Origin of the sequence: Manganibacter manganicus, from assembly GCF_002075885.1 — a bacterium.
In the GTDB taxonomy this organism is placed as follows: Bacteria; Pseudomonadota; Alphaproteobacteria; order Rhizobiales; family Rhizobiaceae; genus Mesorhizobium; species Mesorhizobium manganicum.
Map to the genome: position 1 here is coordinate 55,001 of NZ_MDET01000058.1, position 18,386 is coordinate 73,386.

Here is an 18,386-nt window from a genome sequence, read left to right on the forward strand (position 1 = left end):
GCCGCGCTCTGCGTGCCAACGAATATTATTGATGGTTCAACCGACTATCGGTGATGGCTCAATCGACGAGTGCAGCACGAAGTTGACCAGCTTACCCTATTCTGCCGCCGCAAGACCGGCCAGTTCCCGGTTCTTCATCAGTTTGTAGACGATGGAATCCATCAGCGCCTGAAAAGACGCGTCGATGATGTTGTCGGAAACGCCGACCGTCCACCAGCGCACGCCGGTGCCGTCGCGCGATTCGATCAGCACTCGGGTGATGGCACCAGTGCCGCCATTGAGGATACGTACCTTGTAGTCGGCAAGCTCCAGATCGTTGATTTCGGATTGATACCTGCCAAGATCCTTGCGCAGCGCAATGTCGAGCGCGTTGACCGGGCCGTGGCCCTCGGCCACCGACATTTTCTCCTCGCCATCGACCAGAACCTTGACGATGGCCTCCGAGACCGTCTTCAACGCACCATTGGCGTCAAAGCGGCGCTCCACCATGCAGCGGAACGACGGCACGCTGAAATATTCCGGCAGGCCGTGCAGCACCTTGCGTGCCAGAAGCTCGAAGCTGGCGTCAGCGGCCTCATAGGCATAGCCCTGCGCCTCGCGCTCCTTGACCATGGAGATCAGCATATCGAGCCGGGCGTCGCCCTTCGGCACGACGATGCCGCGCCGCTTCAACTCCACCAGGAAATTGGCCTTGCCGCCCTGATCCGACACCATGACCCGACGCCGGTTGCCGACCGCTTCGGGCGGCACATGCTCATAAGTCTTCGGTTCCTTGGCGATAGCCGAAGCATGGATGCCGGCCTTGGTGGCGAAGGCGAACTGGCCGACATAGGGCGCTTGCGGCTCCGGCGCGCGATTGAGCAATTCGTCGAAGGCGCGCGACAGGCGTGAAATGCCGGCCAGCGCGTCTTCCGAAATGCCGGTCTCGAACCGTTTCGCATAATGCGGCTTCAACACTAGAGTGGGAATGATGGTGGTGAGGTTGGCATTGCCGCAGCGTTCACCGATGCCGTTCAGCGTGCCCTGGATCTGGCGCACGCCGCCTTCCACCGCGGCCAGCGAATTGGCGACCGCCTGCCCGGTGTCGTCATGCGCGTGGATGCCGAGATTGCCGCCGGGAATGCCGGCGGCGATCACCGCTTCGACAATAGCGCGCACCTCGGCGGGTTGTGTGCCGCCATTGGTGTCGCACAGCACCGCCCAGCGCGCGCCGGCCTCATAAGCTGCCTTGGCACAAGCCAGCGCATAGGCAGGATTGGCCTTGTAGCCGTCGAAAAAATGCTCGCAATCGACCAGCGCCTCGCGGCCGCTCGCCACCACTGCCGACACGGATGCCGTGATGCCCTCAAGGTTTTCCTCATTGGTCGAGCCGAGCGCGACACGCACATGATAATCCCAGCTTTTCGCCACGAAGCAGACCGCATCCGAACAGGATTGCAGAAGTGCCGCGATGCCCGGATCGTTGGACGCCGAAACCCCGGCGCGCTTGGTCATGCCGAAGGCGACGAATTTCGAGCGGCTGGTGCGCTTGCCCGAAAAGAACTCGGTATCGGTCGGGTTGGCGCCCGGATAGCCGCCCTCGACATAATCGAGGCCGAATTCATCCAGCAGACCGGCAATGGCCACTTTGTCGGCGACAGAGAAATCCACGCCCGGCGTCTGCTGGCCGTCACGCAAGGTCGTGTCGAACAGGTAGATGCGTTCGCGGGTCACGGAACTACCTCGCAGGCCGCCGCCTTACGTTGTTGTCCCGCAAGCATTTCCAGTCCAGCTTTCACCATCACATTTTCCCCGCATATTTGTCCGTCGCCCGGATCAGGCGGTCGAGAATGCCCGGTTCGGAAAACGCGTGCCCCGCTCCTTCCACCAGATGAAACTCCGCCTTCGGCCACGCCTTGTGCAGCGCCCAGGCATATTTCGCCGGGCATGGCATGTCGTAGCGGCCATGCACGATGGTGCCCGGAATATCCTTCAGCCTGCCCGCATCGCGCAGCAACTGCCCGTCCTCCAGCCAGCCCGCATGGACGAAGAAATGATTTTCGATGCGCGCGAAGGCCAGCGCATAATCCTCCTCGCCGAACGGATCGCTGGTTTCAGGCTCCGGCAAAAGCGTGATCGTCTCGCCTTCCCACTGGCTCCAGGCGCGTGCGGCCTCGATCTGCGCGGCGCGATCATCGCCGACCAGCCGCTTGCGGTAGGCGGCCATCAGGTCGCCGTGCTCGGCTTCAGGGATCGGCGCCAGAAACCGCTCCCATTTGTCCGGGAACATTTCGGAGACGCCAAACTGGTAATACCATTCAAGCTCGGCCCGCGTCAGCGTATAGATGCCGCGCACCACCAGTTCGCTAACGTGTTCGGGATGTGTTTCGGCGTAAGCCAGCGCAAGCGTCGAGCCCCATGAGCCGCCGAACACCAGCCATTTTTCGAAGCCGCACATCTGCCGCAGCCGCTCGATATCGGCGACCAGATGCCAAGTGGTGTTGGCCTCCAGCGAGGCATACGGTCTGGAACGGCCACAGCCGCGCTGGTCGAAAAGGATCACATCGTAAAGTGCGGGATCGAACTGCCGCCGATGCTTCACCGAAGCGCCGCCGCCCGGCCCGCCATGCAGGAACACCGCCGGCTTTGCGCCCTTGGTGCCGACCCGCTCCCAATAGATCTGATGGCCGTCGCCGACATCGAGCATGCCGCTGTCGAACGGCTCGATTTCGGGATAAAGCGTGCGCAAATTCTCGCTCATGGTCTGCCTTCGTTGTCGGATGGTTGGAGCGGCCACTGGTCGGTGTCGTGGTCGGGATGCTGATAGGAAACGAGATCGGCCAGGAAAGCGGCGGCTTCCTCGTCCGCCATCGTATCCCTGCCCGGCAATCGGGAAATAGAATCCACGTAGGGCAGCTTCGCCTCTACGCCCCACTGGATCACGGGTGCGATATCTTCCGGGTCATCGAAAGCGCCAATGGCCAGCGCCACGCCGTCAGGCGCTTCATAAGTCAGCGGCGTGCCACAATCGGCGCAAAAGCCGCGCCGCGCGAAATTCGAGCTTTGAAAATGCTTCAGCCCGCCGCGCGTCCATTCCAGATGCGCCGCGCGCACCGAAACCAGAGCCATGTAAAAATTGCCGGACGCCTTCTGGCACATGCGGCAATGGCAGATGGAGGGCTTGTCCAAAGTGCCTTCGACGCGGAAGCGCACCGCGCCGCACTGGCAGCCGCCGCAATAAACGGGCTTGTTGTCGAGGCTCATTCTCTTCCTCCCTGCCGATAGCTCGCATCTCGATTCTGTTTATCGACGCAAACCATTGACCCGAAAACCATTTCCTCATTCCTGCGCATGGCAGACGGCCTCGATATTGTTACCGTCGGGATCGAGGACGAACGCGCCGTAATAATTCGGATGGTAGTGCGGGCGCAGGCCCGGCTTGCCATTGTCGCGCCCGCCAGCGGCCATCGCCGCTTCATAGAAAGCATCGACTTCCGTCCGCTTATCGGCGGTGAAGGCATAATGGCGGCCCTTCCCCGGCTCGGCATCCTCATGCAGCCAGAATTGCGGCCGGTCGTAGCCATAGCCGCCGACCTTGGTGCCGCCCGTATGTTCCTGCGGCACCATCATCACCAGCGAAGCGCCGAGCGGCGCCAACGCAGCATCGTAAAATGCCTTCGCCCTGTCGAAATCCGCGACTGCAATTCCGGTATGGTCGATCATCGTTTTACCTCCCATGTGGTGACGCGTTCACCGGTGGCGGGGTCCTTGCCGTCCTTCAACTGGATGCCATGCCCCAGCAATTCGTCGCGGATTTTATCCGCTTCGGCCCAGTTCTTTTCGCGGATGAAGGCAAGGCGCCCGGCAATCCGCCTTTCAACCAGAGCCTCGTCCACCTTGGCGCTGAATACGTCGAAGCCGAGAAAAGCCAGTGCCGCTTTCAGCGAACTCGCCGCCGCATTGCCCTCCGCCGCTTCTCCCGCCAGTTGCGAGAGGAATTGGAAGGCCGGATAGGTGGCGAGGTCGTCGCAAAGCGCCCCGATCATTTCATCCGGCACCGCCGCCGGAGCAGTGGCCAGATCGGCGGCGCGCTTCCATTTGCGCAGCGTGTTTTCCGCCTCCTCCAGCTTGCGCACGGCAAAATCGATCGGCTCGCGGTAGTGCGTCATCAGCATGGCGAGGCGCAGCACCTCGCCCGGCCATTTGCGGCCGCCGAAAATGTCTGTTTCCAGAAGCTGGTGGATGGTGAAGAAGTTGCCGAGGCTCTTCGACATCTTCTGGCCCTCCACCTGGAGGAAACCGTTATGCAGCCAGTAATTCGCCATTGTGTGCGTGCCATGGGCGCAGCGCGATTGCGCGATCTCGTTCTCGTGGTGCGGGAAGATCAGGTCGAGCCCGCCGCCATGGATATCGAACACCTCGCCGAGATAGGCCGCCGACATGGCCGAGCACTCGATATGCCAGCCCGGTCGGCCCCGCCCCCAAGGCGAGTCCCAGCCCGGTTCCTCGGGCGACGAAAGCTTCCACAGCACGAAATCCTGCGGGTTCTTCTTGTGGACATCGACGGCGATGCGCGCGCCGGCCTGCTGCTCTTCCAGAGGGCGCCTGGAAAGCTGGCCGTAATCCGGCATCGAGGCGGTGTCGAACAGGACTTCGCCTTGCGCTTCATAGGCATGGCCGCGTTCGATGAGAGTTTGAATCAACGACACCATGTCGGCCTTGCCATCAGCGCGGGCGAGCACGAACTCGGTGGCGCGCGGCTCGAAGGTCGGCTCCAGGCAACCGAGTGCAGCGACATCCTTGTGGAACTGGTCGGCGGTCTTTTCCGTCACCCGGCGGATCGCCTCGTTGAGCGGCAGCTCGGGGAAATCGCGCAACGCGCGCGCGTTGATCTTGTCGTCCACGTCGGTGATGTTGCGCACATAGGTGACATGATCCGCGCCATAAAGATGGCGCAGCAGCCGATAGAGCACGTCGAAGACAATGACCGGCCTGGCATTGCCGATATGGGCGAAGTCATAGACGGTCGGACCGCACACATACATGCGCACATTCTGGGGGTCGATCGGTTTGAAGACCTCCTTCGAGCGCGTCAGCGTGTTATGGAGGTTGAGCCGGTTCGTCCCATCGGACATATGTTTGTCGGACATGCGTGTCTTTCCGGACCTTTTCCTGTTCAGTCGCAACCGCCGTGCAAACGCGATGCGGCTCCAGCCTGCTGGCCGGGGCGTTGTTCACTCTGGATGAAGATGAGGCGAAAACGTCCGGACCAGCGCGAGCGCTAGCCAATAATCGAAATGCCGCAAATGGCGAAGAACGTCTTCATGCGCGCTTTATCGCGTCCGCGGGTGTTGCCGTCAAGCCACTAGTTACGGCAAAGCCACGCACCGGCGGAACGGACGGCGACCTACAACATTTTATTAAACATGTCGGCGTTCTCATCGATGCGCATGACCTGTTTGCCCGCTCTCGCGGACCAGCGTCACGATTTGGTCGGAATCAGCGATCAGTGGGAAAATATCGAAGTAAACGCAATCAAGGGAGAAAGAAAGATGCCCCGAAGTAAGGCCGAACACATACAAGGCAAGAAACCTTCATTGGCCAGTCAGTATCGGGCCATCGGACCGGCATGCATCGCCGCCGCGTTGCTGCATGCGCCTAAGAAAAAGAAAACGACCCAGAAGTTCATTACCCCTCGCGCGGCGTGAGTGGGCCAGACGTCAGAACAGACTGAGTTGCCGGTCGCGAGAATCCGGCTTTGCAGTTTCTGATCCCCTCTCTGACATCCGGAATGCAGCCTGCCGAACCTCGACTGCAGGCTCCTGAATTTCCGGCCCGGTATTGGCAACCCTGTTGACGCGTTCCGACACCGGAACCGCCTCGAAGTAGCCCGGCGGCGCCGGCTTCAGCAAATCCGCGACATGGCGCGGCTCATTTCCCCGGCAATCGAGCCAGCGTGCAAAATCCTCACGCTCGATGACCACCGGCATCCGCTCATGGATATGGCCGATGTCGGCATCGGCGGCCGTGGTCAGGATCGCGCCGGTGTCCATTTCCGAGCCACCTGGCTCGGCGTAACTTTCCATCAGCCCCGCAAAAGCAACCAGCCCGCCATGGCGTGGGCGTATCCAGTAGGCCTGCCCCTTGCCACGCTGGCCATCCGGTTCCTTGCGCCATTCATAGAAGCCGGAGGCCGGCACCAGCGCACGGCGATGGCGCATGGCGGCACGGAACGATGCCTTTTGCGCGGCCCCTTCCGAGCGAGCATTGAACAGAAGCGGGAAATCGCGCGTGTCCTTCACCCAGCCGGGAATGAGGCCCCAACGCACCAGAACCGCCGTGCGGTCCGGCCGGTTCGAGCCCGGCGGCTGCGGCACATCGGCCAGCGCCATCAGCACCGGTTGCGTCGGCGCGATGTTGTAGCGCGGCGGGAACGCGTCCACTTCCGCCAGGCCGAGGAAGACAGCCGTCTGGTCAGCGGCCGCGGTCAGCGCAAAGCGTCCGCACATCGTCTTTCCTTCAAATTCGTCGGGCCATCAAAGTGAAGGTGGAACAGGAGCGGCGCAACCGCTAAACCTGTCGAGGTCCAGGCGGTCCACAGCAGATCGGACAGGCACGACAATTGGAGTCCGATGAGCAACAACATACCCGTCATACCCGCCGTGTCCGTTGCCGTCGTGCGCGGCGAACGCGTGCTTCTGGTCAAGCGCGCGCACGCACCGTCGAAAGGGCTTTATGCCTTTCCCGGCGGCAAGGTGGAGCCGGGCGAGACGCTGGAAGACGCCGCCCGGCGCGAGCTTTTCGAGGAAACGCAGTTATGCGCCGCCGATCTTCGTCCGCTCATCGAAATCCATATCGAGGGCGCACCCGAGGGCCACCCGGTCGATTATCGCCTGACCGTGTTCGGCGCGCGCCATGACGGCGGCGAGGCTGTCGCCAGCGATGACGCCGAGACGGCAGCCTTCTATACGCTGGCCGAAATGCGTGCGCTGCCGCTGGCCGATGCCGTGCTTGTCACCGCCGAACGCTTGCTGGGGCTACCGCAAAATGATTGAGTGCAACGGCATGGCGGCCTTGCGGCGGCCCGCATGCTTGGCCACAACAGCCGTATGAAACGTTCTCTCGCCCTTGCCGCCTGCCTTGCCCTGATGCTTGCGTCGCCTGTGCGTGCCGCGCCGGCGGCGCAGGCGCCGTTCGAGCCCGGCCTCGTCCGGCTGGCCGAAATCCTCGGCTCGCTGCATTTCCTGCGCAATCTGTGCGGCGAGCGTGGCGACACCTGGCGCGGCGAAATGGAAAAGCTGTTGCAGTCGGAAAATCCAGATCCTGCCCGGCGTGCGCGCCTCGTGGCTGCGTTCAACCGCGGGTACCGCTCCTTCGACGCCACCTACACGCACTGCACGGCGTCCGCGACCGCCGCAATTGCCCGCTACATGAAGGAAGGCGAGGCTCTGACACGCGATACCGCCTCACGCTACGGCAATTGAACCTCGCATCCTTCTTTTTGACTGCACAGCCGCAAATGTGGCGAATTCGCCACGCATCTGAACAAAACGTTACAACCCTGAACAGCAATTAACTTAAGTTCAAAGTTTAATGTCGCTGCCGCCTGCAATCGGGTAGAATCGGATAGGAAGTCAGCACGCTGGCTTGTCGGGACACGAAAGGGACAGATCAAATCCGATCCGCATTCGGCGTCGTAAAGAGAAATTGACGCCCGTGAGGGCTGTGGGTCACCGCTTGTAAGGTGGATATTGCGTATGGAATACAGTGTCAGCGAGATCGACGCTCTGGTCAGGGAAGAAAAACGCCTGACCGCCGTCGAAAGCCATAACGAAGCCTGGGCCGAAGGGCTTTCGGCCGGCATTGAGCCTGAAATCATCGCCGAGGCCGCGCTGGAAACCGCATTCGGTGAAATCCTGCGGGCCAATGGCGAGATCGCCACCCTTGCCCTCCTCGACCGCATGCGCGAAAAGGTCATTGCGGGCGCGTTCGAGCCGGAAATGCTGCGGCACTAGCCGTGGAATGACCGCCCGGCAGAGGAGACGGGCAGTGGACTTTCGTTTTTCAGGCAGGCCGCGCGCTTCGGCGTTTCTTGTGTATCTGGCCCTGGTTGGCGCCCCTGCGATGTTGGTCGCCACCTTGCCGGCTGCGGCGCTCAGCGAGATTCAGAACGTTCCCACGCAAAAGGCACCGCCGCAGTCGGACGAGGATCCGAATACGCCCGGCATCGTGCCGATGCCCGACCCGATCGGCACCACGGCGCCGACCGGCACGCAGCCCGACACGTCGCCCGAAGACGAGGACGCGCCCGAGCAGGTCACTCCCGACACGCCGGCGGATGGCGACGTCACGCATCCGAAGGCCGATCCAGCCAAGCCGTTGCCGACGGTGGAATACGATCTCGACAAATTGCCTGAGCCGGTGCGGCGCATGCACCAGTTGATCGTCGAGGCCTGCAAGAGCGGCGATATCGAAAAGCTCAGGCCGCTGGTCGGTACCGGCGATTCGATGACCCAGCTTTCGCTAACGGAAGTCGATGGCGATCCGATCGCTTTCCTGAAAAGCCTGTCGGGCGATAGCGAAGGCCAGGAGATCCTCGCCATCATGGAGGAGGTTCTTGAGGCCGGCTATGTCCATCTCGACGCCGGAACGCCGCAGGAGCTTTACGTCTGGCCGTATTTCTTCGCCCTGCCGCTCGACAAGCTCGACGCCCGGCAGCGGGTGGAACTGTTCCGCATCGTCACCGCCGGCGACTATGAGGACATGAAGCAGTTCGGCGCCTATATCTTCTACCGCGTCGGCATCACGCCGCAGGGCCGCTGGGTGTTCTTCGTGGCGGGAGATTAAGACCGGCTTCAGTCAGGTCCCGTTCTCCGCGTGCGTGCTTCGAGACGCCGGCATGGCCGGCTCCTCAGCATGAGGGAGGTTGGCATGGCATGAGAAACGGACGCCACCCCCGCCCGCACGGTGAGCACAGTGAAGCGAAGCTCAACGCCAACCCTCACCCTGAGGTGTGAGCGCAGCGAACCTCGAAGGGCGGGGTTGGCTCCAGTTCGCGCTGTGCGTCGTTCGAGACGGCAGCTCACGCTGCCTCCTCACGATGAGGAAGGTTTGTGTAACGTCGCCGCTTCAAGGCAAAGAAATATGCGCTGCCCCCGACCTCATGGTGAGGTGCGCAGTGGAGCGTAGCGCAACGAAGCTTCGACCCACGAGGGCGGTTCCAGTTAGCGCTGTGCGTCGTTCGAGACGGCAGCTCACGCTGCCTCCTCACGATGAGGAAGGTTTGTGTAACGTTGCCGCTTCAAGGCAAAGAAATATGTGCTGCCCCCGACCTCATGGTGAGGTGCGCAGTGGAGCGTAGCGCAACGAAGCTTCGACCCACGAGGGCGGTTCCAGTTGGCGCTGCGCGTGCTTCGACCCTTCGAAGTCGCCCTTCGGGCTCTCACCTCAGAGTGAGGGAAGGTTGGCGCTAGACACCCCCCTCGGGCCTGCCGGCCAGAGGGGGGTGCTGTCCCGCGAACAGTCGCGATTGGCGTGGATGAAAAATCACGACAATCAGTCATTACAAAAATAATTCCGTTTCTGGTCAGGTGTTTGGCTGAGTAACGACGGTTTCCTTCTCCCCGCTTTGTCCACACCCTCCACCGCTCCCCCATAATCCCCACAGCAGCTTGCCAGCGGGAACGGGTGTGCACACTCGAGCATCCAGGCAAGTGTGGCGCCGGGTGTGTTATCCGTAACAGTGAACGGAACCGCCCGGCCCGAACCGGACCTGTGTTGCTCGCGCTCGCAAATGGGCGATGGGCCGGGAAAGGCAAGGGTAGAAACGCCGGCGGCGCATGGCAGAGCGTCACTACTTAATCAATCAGGCGCAATGCCATGCGCCGTCTCCCGACCTTTCACCCTTGAAAGGTCAGTTCTTTGAAATGGCCAGACGGCGAAAGCCGGGCGTGGCAATGAATAAGTGTGTCAGCGCGGCAGGGCTTCGGAGAACTCCACCGGCCTGCCCTGTCCGGGCGCGACGATCTCGCCCTCCCACATGACGCGCTGGCCGCGAATGACGGTGCCGACCGGCCAACCGGTGACTTCGCGGCCATCATGCGGCGTCCAGCCGGCCTTGGCGCCCTGCTGGGCATTGGTGATGGTCTCGCGCCGCTTCATATCCACAATGGTGAAATCGGCATCGTAGCCGGCGGCGATGCGGCCCTTGCGTGCCATGCCGAAAATGCGCTGCGGACCATGGCTGGAAAGATCGACAAACCGCTCGATGGTGAGCCGTCCGGCATTCACATGGTCGAGCATCACCGGCACCAGCGTCTGCACGCCGGTCATGCCGGATGGCGAGGCCGGATAGGGCTTTTGCTTCTCCTCCAGCGTATGTGGCGCATGGTCGGAACCCAGAACATCGACGATGCCCTGCGCGATGCCACGCCATATGCCGTCGCGATGGCGGGCGGCGCGCACCGGCGGGTTCATCTGGATCAGCGTGCCGAGCTTTGCATAGTCATCGGCCGTCAAGGTGAGGTGGTGCGGCGTCGCCTCGCAGGTAGCGACATCCTTGTGCCGCTCGAGGAAGTCGATCTCCTCGGCGGTCGAAATGTGCAGGACATGGATGCGCGCACGTGTCTGCCGCGCGATACGCACCAGCCGCTGCGTGCAGGTGAGCGCGGCCAGTTCGTCGCGCCAGACCGGATGCGAGGCCGGATCATTCTCGACGCGCTCGCCAAGCCGCTCACGCAGCCGGAACTCGTCCTCGGAATGAAAGGCGGCGCGGCGGCGCGTGTTGCGCAGGATCGAGGCCACCCCCTCGTCGTCCTCGACCAGAAGGTCGCCGGTGGAGGAACCCATGAACACTTTTATGCCCGCGGCGGCGGGCAGGCGCTCCAGCTCGCCGACATCCCCGGCGTTCTCGCGCGTGCCGCCGACCCAGAAGGCGAAATCGCAATGCATGCGGCCGGTGGCGCGCTTCACCTTGTCGGCAAGGGCAGCCTCGCTGGTGGTCAGCGGCTTGGTGTTGGGCATTTCGAACACCGCCGTGACACCGCCCAGAACGGCGGCGCACGAACCGGTTTCAAGGTCTTCCTTATACTCCAGCCCCGGCTCGCGAAAATGCACCTGGCTATCGACAACGCCGGGCAGCACATGCAGGCCGCGACAATCGATCGTCTCGCCGGCGGAGGCCCGGCCGAGATCACCGATGGCAACGATGCGGCCATCGCGCACGCCGACGTCGCGCACCCCCTTGCCGTCATGGTTGACCACGGTGCCGCCCGTCAGGATGAGATCAAAGGTGTCGGCCATGGCGATCCGGTCTCTTGCGGGGAAGATGCCAGCGGCTTACGTAATGGCCGACCATTTTGCAAGATCAGGCCCGCTTTGCCCATGCCCTTTGCCCGCCTCAACAACCGCGCGATCGTCACCGTTACAGGGCCGGACGCCGAACATTTCCTGCAAAACATCCTGACCACCGACCTCGACAAACTCGACACTGGTGAAGCAAAACCCGGCGCATTGTTGACGCCTCAGGGCAAGATCCTGTTCGATTTCCTGATCTCGCGCAGCGGCGCGGACGGCCTGCGGCTGGAGTGCAATGCGACCAGCGTCGACGATTTCGTGCGTCGGCTGATGCTCTACAGGCTGCGCGCCAAGGCGGGCATTGCCAAGCAGGATCAGGCGCTTGTCGTCGCCACATGGGGAGATGATTCAAGGGCTTCACAAACCGATTCAATCTTGGCCGACCGCCGCTTCGCCACTGGTAATGTCATGCGCTGCTATGGCGGAGAATGGCAGGGCGACGGCGACCATGCCGGCTGGGAGGCTTTTCGTATCGCCGCCGGCATCGCCGAAAGCGGCAGCGACTATCAGCTTGGCGATGCCTTCCCGCATGACGTGCTGCTCGACCAGACCGGCGGCGTCGGTTTTTCCAAGGGCTGCTATGTCGGCCAGGAGGTCGTCTCGCGCATGCAGCATCGCGGCACCGCGCGGCGGCGGGTGCTGCTGGTGACGGCGCAAGCGCCCCTGCCCGCGCCCGGCACCAAGCTTGCCGTCGAAGGCCGCGCCGTCGGCACACTGGGCTCCAGCGCCGGCACGTCTGGGCTGGCGGTCGTACGCATCGACCGCGTCAAGGACGCGCTCGACAATGGCCAGACGATCCTTGCCGGCGACATTCCGGTGAACCTATCCATCCCCGGCTGGGCGAGATTCACCTTTCCCGAAAGCGACGGCGCCAAACCCGCCGGCGCCGAGCCGGCCTGATGGCGCCTGCCCGTTCCGGTGCCGCCACGAGGGCGTGGCAGCGCATGCTTTCGGGCCGCCGGCTCGACCTGCTCAACCCCTCGCCGCTCGATATCGAGATCGGCGACATCGCCCACGGCCTTGCCCGCGTCGCGCGCTGGAACGGTCAGACGAGCGGCGATCATGCTTTTTCAGTGGCGCAGCATTCGCTTCTGGTCGAAGCATTGTTATCCGCCATCGCACCTGGTGCGGGGCCGGAAGCCCGGCTTGCCGCGCTGCTGCACGACGCGCCGGAATATGTCATCGGCGACATGATCTCGCCGTTCAAGGCGGTGATGGGCGGCAGCTACAAGGAATGCGAACATCGCCTGCAGAGTGCGATCCATCTGCGTTTTTCGCTGCCTGCCGATCTGGCCGCCGAGGTGAAGAAGAACATCAAGCGGGCCGACCAGATCGCCGCCTATTTCGAGGCGACGGAACTGGCCGGCTTCTCGCTCAGCGAGGCCGCCGAGATTTTCGGCCGGCCGCGCGGCTTCTCAGTTGACCGGTTCGACCTGTCGCCACGCCCGGTGCGCTGGGCGCAGGAGGCGTTTCTGGCGCGTTACGCCGAAATCGAGTTGCTGCGGGCGAAGCGATAATTATCGCCCCTGCCGCTCTAGCCGGTCGAGGAACCATTGGGTCAGGCGGACCCAGACCTCGTCCTTCTCGCCTGAATCCTCGCAGCCGTGGTCGAGATTGGGGTTGTCGTTGACCTCGATGACGAAGATGCCGTCCCGCGTTTCCTTCAAATCGACGCCATAAAGCCCGTCACCGATACAGCGCGCGGCCCTGACGGCGGTTTCCACCACTTCGGCGGGCGCCTGGCGCAGCGTGAAGGACTTGAAGCCGCCCTCTTCGGGCTTGCCATTGACCCTGTGATTGACGATCTGCCAATGCTTCTTGGCCATCAGGTAATGGACGGCAAACAGCGGTTGGCCGCCCAGAACGCCAATACGCCAGTCGAACGTCGTGGGGATGAACTTCTGGGCGATCAAAAGGTCGGAATCTTCCAGCCATTCTGTAGCCAGTGCCTTCAATTCCTTGAAATCCGCGCATTTCTTGACGCCGCGCGAGAACGAGCTGTCGGGAATCTTGAGCACCAACGGGAAGCTAAGCGTATCTGCCGCATGTTCCAGATCGGACGTGCCGGCGATAATCACGGTCGGCGGCACCGGCACCTTGTTTGCCGCCAGCAACTCATCGAGATAGACCTTGTTGGTACAGCGGATCATCGACAGCGGATCGTCGATCACCGGCATGCCCTCCTGCTGGGCGCGGCGGGCAAAACGATAGGTATGGTTGGAGATCGACGTCGTCTCGCGAATGAACAGCGCGTCGTAATTGGCAAGCCTGGCGAGGTCCTTGCGGGTGATCGGCTCGACCTCGACGCCCATTTTCTCGGCAATGCGCGCCCAATGGCGCAACGAGGAAATCTGCGACGGCGGCAATTCCTCAGCCGGATCGACCAGCGTTGCGAATGTATAGCGTGCCGGCGTGCGGCTCTTGCTCTCGCGCCATTCACGCCCCGTATAGGTTTCCAGACAATGGGTGAAACGCCGCTTTTCCGTACAGTCCATGCGCGCCAGCGGATGAAAACCGATCTTGCGGATCGCCGCCCACTCAGAATTGTCCTTGATGTGGACCTCGAGTGCCGGTGCGCGGAACCAGTCGAACAGGAGTCTGGCAAAACGGTCCCACGCCCTTCCGGGACCGATGCCGAAGAAGAAGCAGACCTTGGCGGGAAATTCGCCATCCAAATCCTTGCGGCATTTGTTGAGTGCCAGTTCGAGTTCCGGCAACGCGTGCTCGTAAAGCTTGCGTTCCGACAGATCGATCATCGTCTCGACGGTCGGGATGACACGGTGGCCGCGCGAACTGGCCAGTAGCGAGGCATAATAGCCGCGGCTTTGATAGGCATAGCTGTTCGACAGGTTGATGACCTTGGGGCGCTGGCCGCGAAACAGCGCCGGGTGAGAGAGATAGTCCCGGTTAGTGATGATCTTGTGCGGTGTGGCCGCGTGATCGAGATCGTTTTGCCGGCCGGTAAGAATGACCCAACTCATTGCTTCTCACGCTTTCCAAGCACGATCGCGGCACGCAAACCCTCGCGGCCGAACTGCGCCATGGCCATGAACATGGCATAGGGTACGGGGATGTTGGCCGCGTCCGACGCGGTTTCCTGCTTTTCGTCCTCGACCCAGGGATCGTGGATCAGGATATGGTTGTCGTCGTCGTCGCCGAGCGCCAGAACCCAATGCGGCACCTTCTTGCCGAACATCAGAAAGCCGCTGATCAGCACCAGAACCAACCGCCCTTCGGCAAGCGCCGCGCGGATATCATCGAGGCCGAACGGGCGGTAATTCACCGGGATGCCATAGGCTTCGGCCCGGCGGCGAAAATCGACCTGCGCCAGTTCCATCACTCGGCGTTTCTCGTGGCTGCGCACCGATTGCAGAAATAGCGAGCCGTGAAAGGAAACGAAAATCTCGGCGGAAAGCCCATGCTCATGCGCGGCCACAGCCAGGCCGAACGGCTCGCAGCCACCCGGCCCCGACATCATGAACACCGTGGTCGCCTCGCGCCACAGCCTGATCTCCATGACCGGGTCAGGCACGAAGCCGCGGTCGAAATTCGCCATAGCCATCATCAGGCAACATGGACCGCAGGTAAAATCGCTGGTCTGTTCGTAAAACGGCACGGCGGTAGAAATCGACACGCCGCCACGCAGCGGCTTTTCATAGCGCAGCGCCGGTTGACCATCCTCGTAGTAGTCGAGTTCACGCCCGATGCGACGATAGCCGGCGCGCTCATAAATCGCGATGGCGCGAAGATTATCCTCGCGCACTTCCAGCCGCAGCAACATGCGGCCATGCGCGAAGGCGATCTCCTCGGCCACGCCGAGCAGGATACGGCCGACGCCCTTGCCGGAAAAATCGGGCGCGACGGCCAGGGAATACAGACGCGCCATGCCGCTGCCCTTGCGAAACAGGACAATGGCGTAGCCCGCGACACGGCCGTCGCTTTCCGCAATCAGCGTTTCGGCCGTCTCGCGTTCTATCAACAGGCGAAAGGAGCGCCGCGAGATGCGATCACCGGAAAAGACGGCATTCTCGATGGCGGCGAGAGCATCGACGTCAGACGCGCGGGCCGTACGAACCTCGACAGACATCGGGCTCAGGAAACCTCATCTTGGCGGAGAAAACTTCGCCGGAACCGTCACTTGCATCGGCGGGAATCGCCAGCTTGCTGAATCGCTATCGCACCTCGATTAGGGCTGAATTGTGACTGGTTCGACGTCATGCGGCAATGGCTGTCGAGGTTGGCTTCATCCTCTTTTCCGCAGGAGGGCCGAGCCAGATCAAAACCGCTGTTTCAGCATCACGATCCGACCTCCACCGCCTGCTTTTCCTGCGCCGCCCTGGTAAGAAGCCGCTGGTAAAACAGCCCTATGCCGATCAGCACCGCACCAAGGCCGATGAAGGAGAGCGCCCTCAACACCCCTTCCAGCGCGGACATATCGAAGACAAAGACCTTGAGCACCGCAATCGCGATCAGCGCGGCCGAGGCAATACGCAGGATTTGCGACCCCAGTCTGACGCCCAGCGCAAGGATCACCACGCCCATGACCAGCCATAGCGCCGAATAGGAATAGGTTTCCCATTGGCCGAAACCGGCCCAGTAGCCGAGATGTTGCCCCCTGAAGAGCCGCCGCACCGACAACGTCGCGTAGGCGAAGACAAGCAGCGCCGAGACAGCGCCGAGCATGGTCGAATACCATCCGGGCCGTTTTCCCCGCGCGTAGAGCGCCAGCCCGCCGGCGGCGATCGCCGGAAGAAGATAGGCAAGCAAAAGCAGGTTGAAGACGGGAATCGAGCCGGTAGCTTCATCGGTGTAAAGCGGATTAAGCGCAATGAAATGCTGGAAGACGATAGCCAGAACGGAAAGCACACCGGCAATGAGCGAGCCATAGCGCAGCACCGAACTGGGCGAGCGCATGTCGAGCGCCACCAAGATAGCGCCGGCGCCGAGTGCGATCAGCGTATAGATCGCCTGCTCGGCCAGGGTCGGCGCACCGCTGTCGATAACGCCGCCATGCATGGCGTGGCGCACAAGCATGGCGATGGCAAGCAGCCCGAACAACGCCGCTGCGGCTTCCATGACCAGGCGCGGACGACCGTTCGTCGTGCGGGCAAGCTGCCAGGCCGAAAAGCCGAAGGCCAGCGCCGGCACGCCGTAACCAAGCAGCAGCCAGTTGAAGACCGGCGTTTTTGAAAGAAACGCCGCGCCGACGATGGCCGGATCGAAGGCGACGCGCCCGAGGACTGCCACGGCCGCACCTGCCGAAAGCCAGCCGAGAACAGGATAGGCGCGCCATCGCGTTGCCACGGCTGGTACGATGGCCGCAGCACCGAGCAGAACCGTGGTGAGGCCGGAGCCAAAAGCCATGTGCAACATCACCAGGCCGGTCACACCGGCTCCGCCGAGTGAAAATGACGCTGCTGGCCCGCCGGCAAGCGGCGGTTCCTCGGCACGGGCGATCCATTCGCCACCGACCATGAGCGCGCTCAGCAGGATGAGCGCGAGCACGGCGTAGAAGAAATCATGGTCGATATTGCCGAAGGTCAGCCAATCGGAAAGCAGGATGCTGAACGGCACAACGGCTGCCCACCCTGCCCATGATGCCGCGTCCCCCCACGCCTTGACCACAAGGCGGCGTGCCGCCCACAAGCCTGCCGCGAGGAAGCCAAGGCCCAGAATGAAATCGAGGAACGGCAGCGACGATTGCGCGGCAAGAGTCTGTATGCCGACGATTTCGGGGTAGCTGCCGGAAAAATCCAGCGAGATGGTGGAGAGCGGCGACATCCACGCGTAAGCGAGAACGGTCGCTGCCCCCGCCCCGTAAAGCAGCGGCAGAGCCGGTCGGCGATAGAGCGCCGCCGCCACCATGGCCGCGACAACCAATGCGCCCCAGATGGCATGGCCGGCCGCGATGTCGGGATCGACGATAAGGATCAGTACCGAGATTGCCACCAGCACCGCCGATGCCAGCGATGACCAGAGCAGCGGAATAGACACACCCTGCTCCTCGCCACGTCCGCCAAGCCAGATAAAGGCAAGCACAGCCAGCGACGCCACGTCGATGAAGGCAACGACCGGGGCAGAAATTTCAAATGCGTCGGCCATGTAAAGCAGCGTCCACAGCCCGGTTCCAGTAAAGGCCGCGATAACGAGAAACGACCAGTCCCGGATACGCGCGATGAAGGCGGTGGCAGCCAGCACGATGGCCAGATAGCCGAACAAGGTCCATGGGCTGGGCGACTGCGACGCGACAAGGAACGGCGTCGCCAGCGAGCCGAGCAGGCCGACGCCTGCCAGCGCCTGGCCGTGAACGAGCGCCGCTGCAATGGTGGCGATGCCGAGCAGGCCAAGCAGCAGGAAGGCGGAAGCCGGGCCGATGAAGCCATAGATGCCGTGGGCGGCATAGACGGTGCCGAACAGAACGAAGGCGCCAGCGGCGGTGAGGATTGCGGGCACATAGGCGCCGGCAGCCCCCTGCACAGGCACCTTGAAGCCGGTACGGCGGACAAATTCGCCGGCCGCAATGGACGCAAAACCAAGAAGCGCGGCAAGGGTCAGCCGCACACCGGGACCGAATATCCCAGCCTCAATGCTGTAGCGAACGAGGAACAGCCCGCCGAGCGCCAGCGCTACGCCGCCAACCCAAACCGCCCAGCGCGTGCCGAGTGCGGTTTCGATATCCGGTTTGGCTACGGGACTGGCCTGTCTGGAAGCCGGCTCGGGCATCGCCTCGCCGGCTGTTTCCTCCTTCACCTTGGCCGCAACATTCCATGGCCCATCAAAAAAAGCGGTCTCGTCGTCCGTCGCCCCGGCATCCTGACTTACCTTTACCGCAGCAGTTTCATCACCAGAAAGAGCTTCAGCCGGCGTGGAAATAGCGGTTTCGATGCTCTTGCCACCCGCCGGCACAATCCCTCGCAAAGTGGTCAGTTCGCGCTCGACATGGGAAAGTCGTCTATGTTGGCGCCAGACAATGAGAAACAGGACAATGATCGCGATGAAGCTGATCTCGTACATGGCGATCCCTTAAATATCAGCCACTTGCGGCTCAAAGC

The 18,386-nt window shown here is 62.4% G+C and carries 17 protein-coding genes; 7 read left to right on the forward strand and 10 right to left on the reverse strand.

Features of this window, described 5'->3' with window-relative positions:
• Positions 1-96: 96 nt before the first annotated feature.
• The 5 genes from cimA to cysS form a co-directional block, all read right to left on the reverse strand.
• The gene (gene cimA / locus BFN67_RS21650) at positions 97-1,713 is read right to left on the reverse strand and encodes a citramalate synthase (protein WP_080921532.1); all 1,617 of its coding nucleotides are present in this window, start codon (positions 1,711-1,713) and stop codon (positions 97-99) included.
• 67 nt (positions 1,714-1,780) lie between these two features.
• Positions 1,781-2,740 (reverse strand): prolyl aminopeptidase, encoded by a 960-nt coding sequence (pip, locus tag BFN67_RS21655; protein ID WP_080921533.1) that lies wholly within the window; start codon positions 2,738-2,740, stop codon positions 1,781-1,783.
• Entirely contained in the window at positions 2,737-3,243 is a 507-nt protein-coding gene (locus tag BFN67_RS21660) for a GFA family protein (RefSeq protein ID WP_080921534.1), read from the reverse strand. Before BFN67_RS21660 ends, pip begins: the two co-directional genes overlap by 4 nt.
• A gap of 75 nt (positions 3,244-3,318) precedes the next feature.
• Positions 3,319-3,702, reverse strand: a complete 384-nt coding sequence (locus BFN67_RS21665) for a VOC family protein (RefSeq protein WP_080921535.1) — start codon at positions 3,700-3,702, stop codon at positions 3,319-3,321.
• Entirely contained in the window at positions 3,699-5,114 is a 1,416-nt protein-coding gene (gene cysS, locus BFN67_RS21670; protein ID WP_080921632.1) for a cysteine--tRNA ligase, read from the reverse strand. The genes BFN67_RS21665 and cysS overlap by 4 nt, the downstream gene beginning before the upstream one ends.
• A gap of 309 nt (positions 5,115-5,423) precedes the next feature.
• Between cysS and BFN67_RS21675 the strand changes: the two genes are divergently transcribed.
• On the forward strand, positions 5,424-5,687 hold the full coding sequence (locus BFN67_RS21675; protein ID WP_139789288.1) for a hypothetical protein: 264 nt from the start codon (positions 5,424-5,426) through the stop codon (positions 5,685-5,687).
• A gap of 12 nt (positions 5,688-5,699) precedes the next feature.
• On the opposite strand, the gene BFN67_RS21680 is transcribed toward BFN67_RS21675, so the two are convergent.
• The gene (locus tag BFN67_RS21680; RefSeq protein ID WP_080921537.1) at positions 5,700-6,488 is read right to left on the reverse strand and encodes an SOS response-associated peptidase; all 789 of its coding nucleotides are present in this window, start codon (positions 6,486-6,488) and stop codon (positions 5,700-5,702) included.
• Positions 6,489-6,611: 123 nt separating this feature from the next.
• Here BFN67_RS21680 and BFN67_RS21685 point away from each other — a divergent pair, with 123 nt between their 5' ends.
• From BFN67_RS21685 to BFN67_RS21700, 4 genes are all read left to right on the forward strand, one after another.
• Positions 6,612-7,034, forward strand: coding sequence for an NUDIX hydrolase (locus BFN67_RS21685; RefSeq protein ID WP_080921538.1), 423 nt, complete (start codon positions 6,612-6,614; stop codon positions 7,032-7,034).
• 54 nt (positions 7,035-7,088) lie between these two features.
• Entirely contained in the window at positions 7,089-7,463 is a 375-nt protein-coding gene (locus tag BFN67_RS21690; RefSeq protein WP_080921633.1) for a TIGR02301 family protein, read from the forward strand.
• A gap of 273 nt (positions 7,464-7,736) precedes the next feature.
• Complete coding sequence (locus BFN67_RS21695) at positions 7,737-7,994, forward strand: hypothetical protein (RefSeq protein WP_080921539.1); 258 nt, start codon at positions 7,737-7,739, stop codon at positions 7,992-7,994.
• Between the two features lie 34 nt (positions 7,995-8,028).
• The gene (locus BFN67_RS21700) at positions 8,029-8,826 is read left to right on the forward strand and encodes a hypothetical protein (RefSeq protein ID WP_080921540.1); all 798 of its coding nucleotides are present in this window, start codon (positions 8,029-8,031) and stop codon (positions 8,824-8,826) included.
• A 1,122-nt stretch (positions 8,827-9,948) separates the two neighbouring features.
• On the opposite strand, the gene BFN67_RS21705 is transcribed toward BFN67_RS21700, so the two are convergent.
• A complete protein-coding gene (locus BFN67_RS21705; RefSeq protein WP_080921541.1) occupies positions 9,949-11,280 on the reverse strand; it encodes a dihydroorotase in 1,332 nt (443 codons plus the stop codon).
• A gap of 81 nt (positions 11,281-11,361) precedes the next feature.
• Between BFN67_RS21705 and ygfZ the strand changes: the two genes are divergently transcribed.
• Together ygfZ and BFN67_RS21715 are read left to right on the forward strand one after the other, a co-directional pair.
• Positions 11,362-12,234: a CAF17-like 4Fe-4S cluster assembly/insertion protein YgfZ gene (gene ygfZ, locus BFN67_RS21710; RefSeq protein ID WP_080921542.1), complete on the forward strand. Its 873-nt coding sequence runs from the start codon at positions 11,362-11,364 to the stop codon at positions 12,232-12,234.
• Positions 12,234-12,851 carry a YfbR-like 5'-deoxynucleotidase gene (locus BFN67_RS21715; RefSeq protein WP_080921543.1) on the forward strand — a complete coding sequence of 206 codons (618 nt, stop codon included), beginning with the start codon at positions 12,234-12,236 and terminating at the stop codon, positions 12,849-12,851. Before ygfZ ends, BFN67_RS21715 begins: the two co-directional genes overlap by 1 nt.
• On the opposite strand, the gene BFN67_RS21720 is transcribed toward BFN67_RS21715, so the two are convergent.
• From BFN67_RS21720 to BFN67_RS21730, 3 genes are all read right to left on the reverse strand, one after another.
• Complete coding sequence (locus BFN67_RS21720; protein WP_080921544.1) at positions 12,852-14,315, reverse strand: RimK family protein; 1,464 nt, start codon at positions 14,313-14,315, stop codon at positions 12,852-12,854.
• Positions 14,312-15,421, reverse strand: a complete 1,110-nt coding sequence (locus tag BFN67_RS21725) for a peptidase C39 family protein (RefSeq protein ID WP_080921545.1) — start codon at positions 15,419-15,421, stop codon at positions 14,312-14,314. The genes BFN67_RS21720 and BFN67_RS21725 overlap by 4 nt, the downstream gene beginning before the upstream one ends.
• Positions 15,422-15,630: 209 nt before the next feature.
• Positions 15,631-18,348, reverse strand: coding sequence for a DUF2339 domain-containing protein (locus BFN67_RS21730; RefSeq protein WP_080921546.1), 2,718 nt, complete (start codon positions 18,346-18,348; stop codon positions 15,631-15,633).
• Between the last annotated feature and the right edge of the window lie 38 nt (positions 18,349-18,386).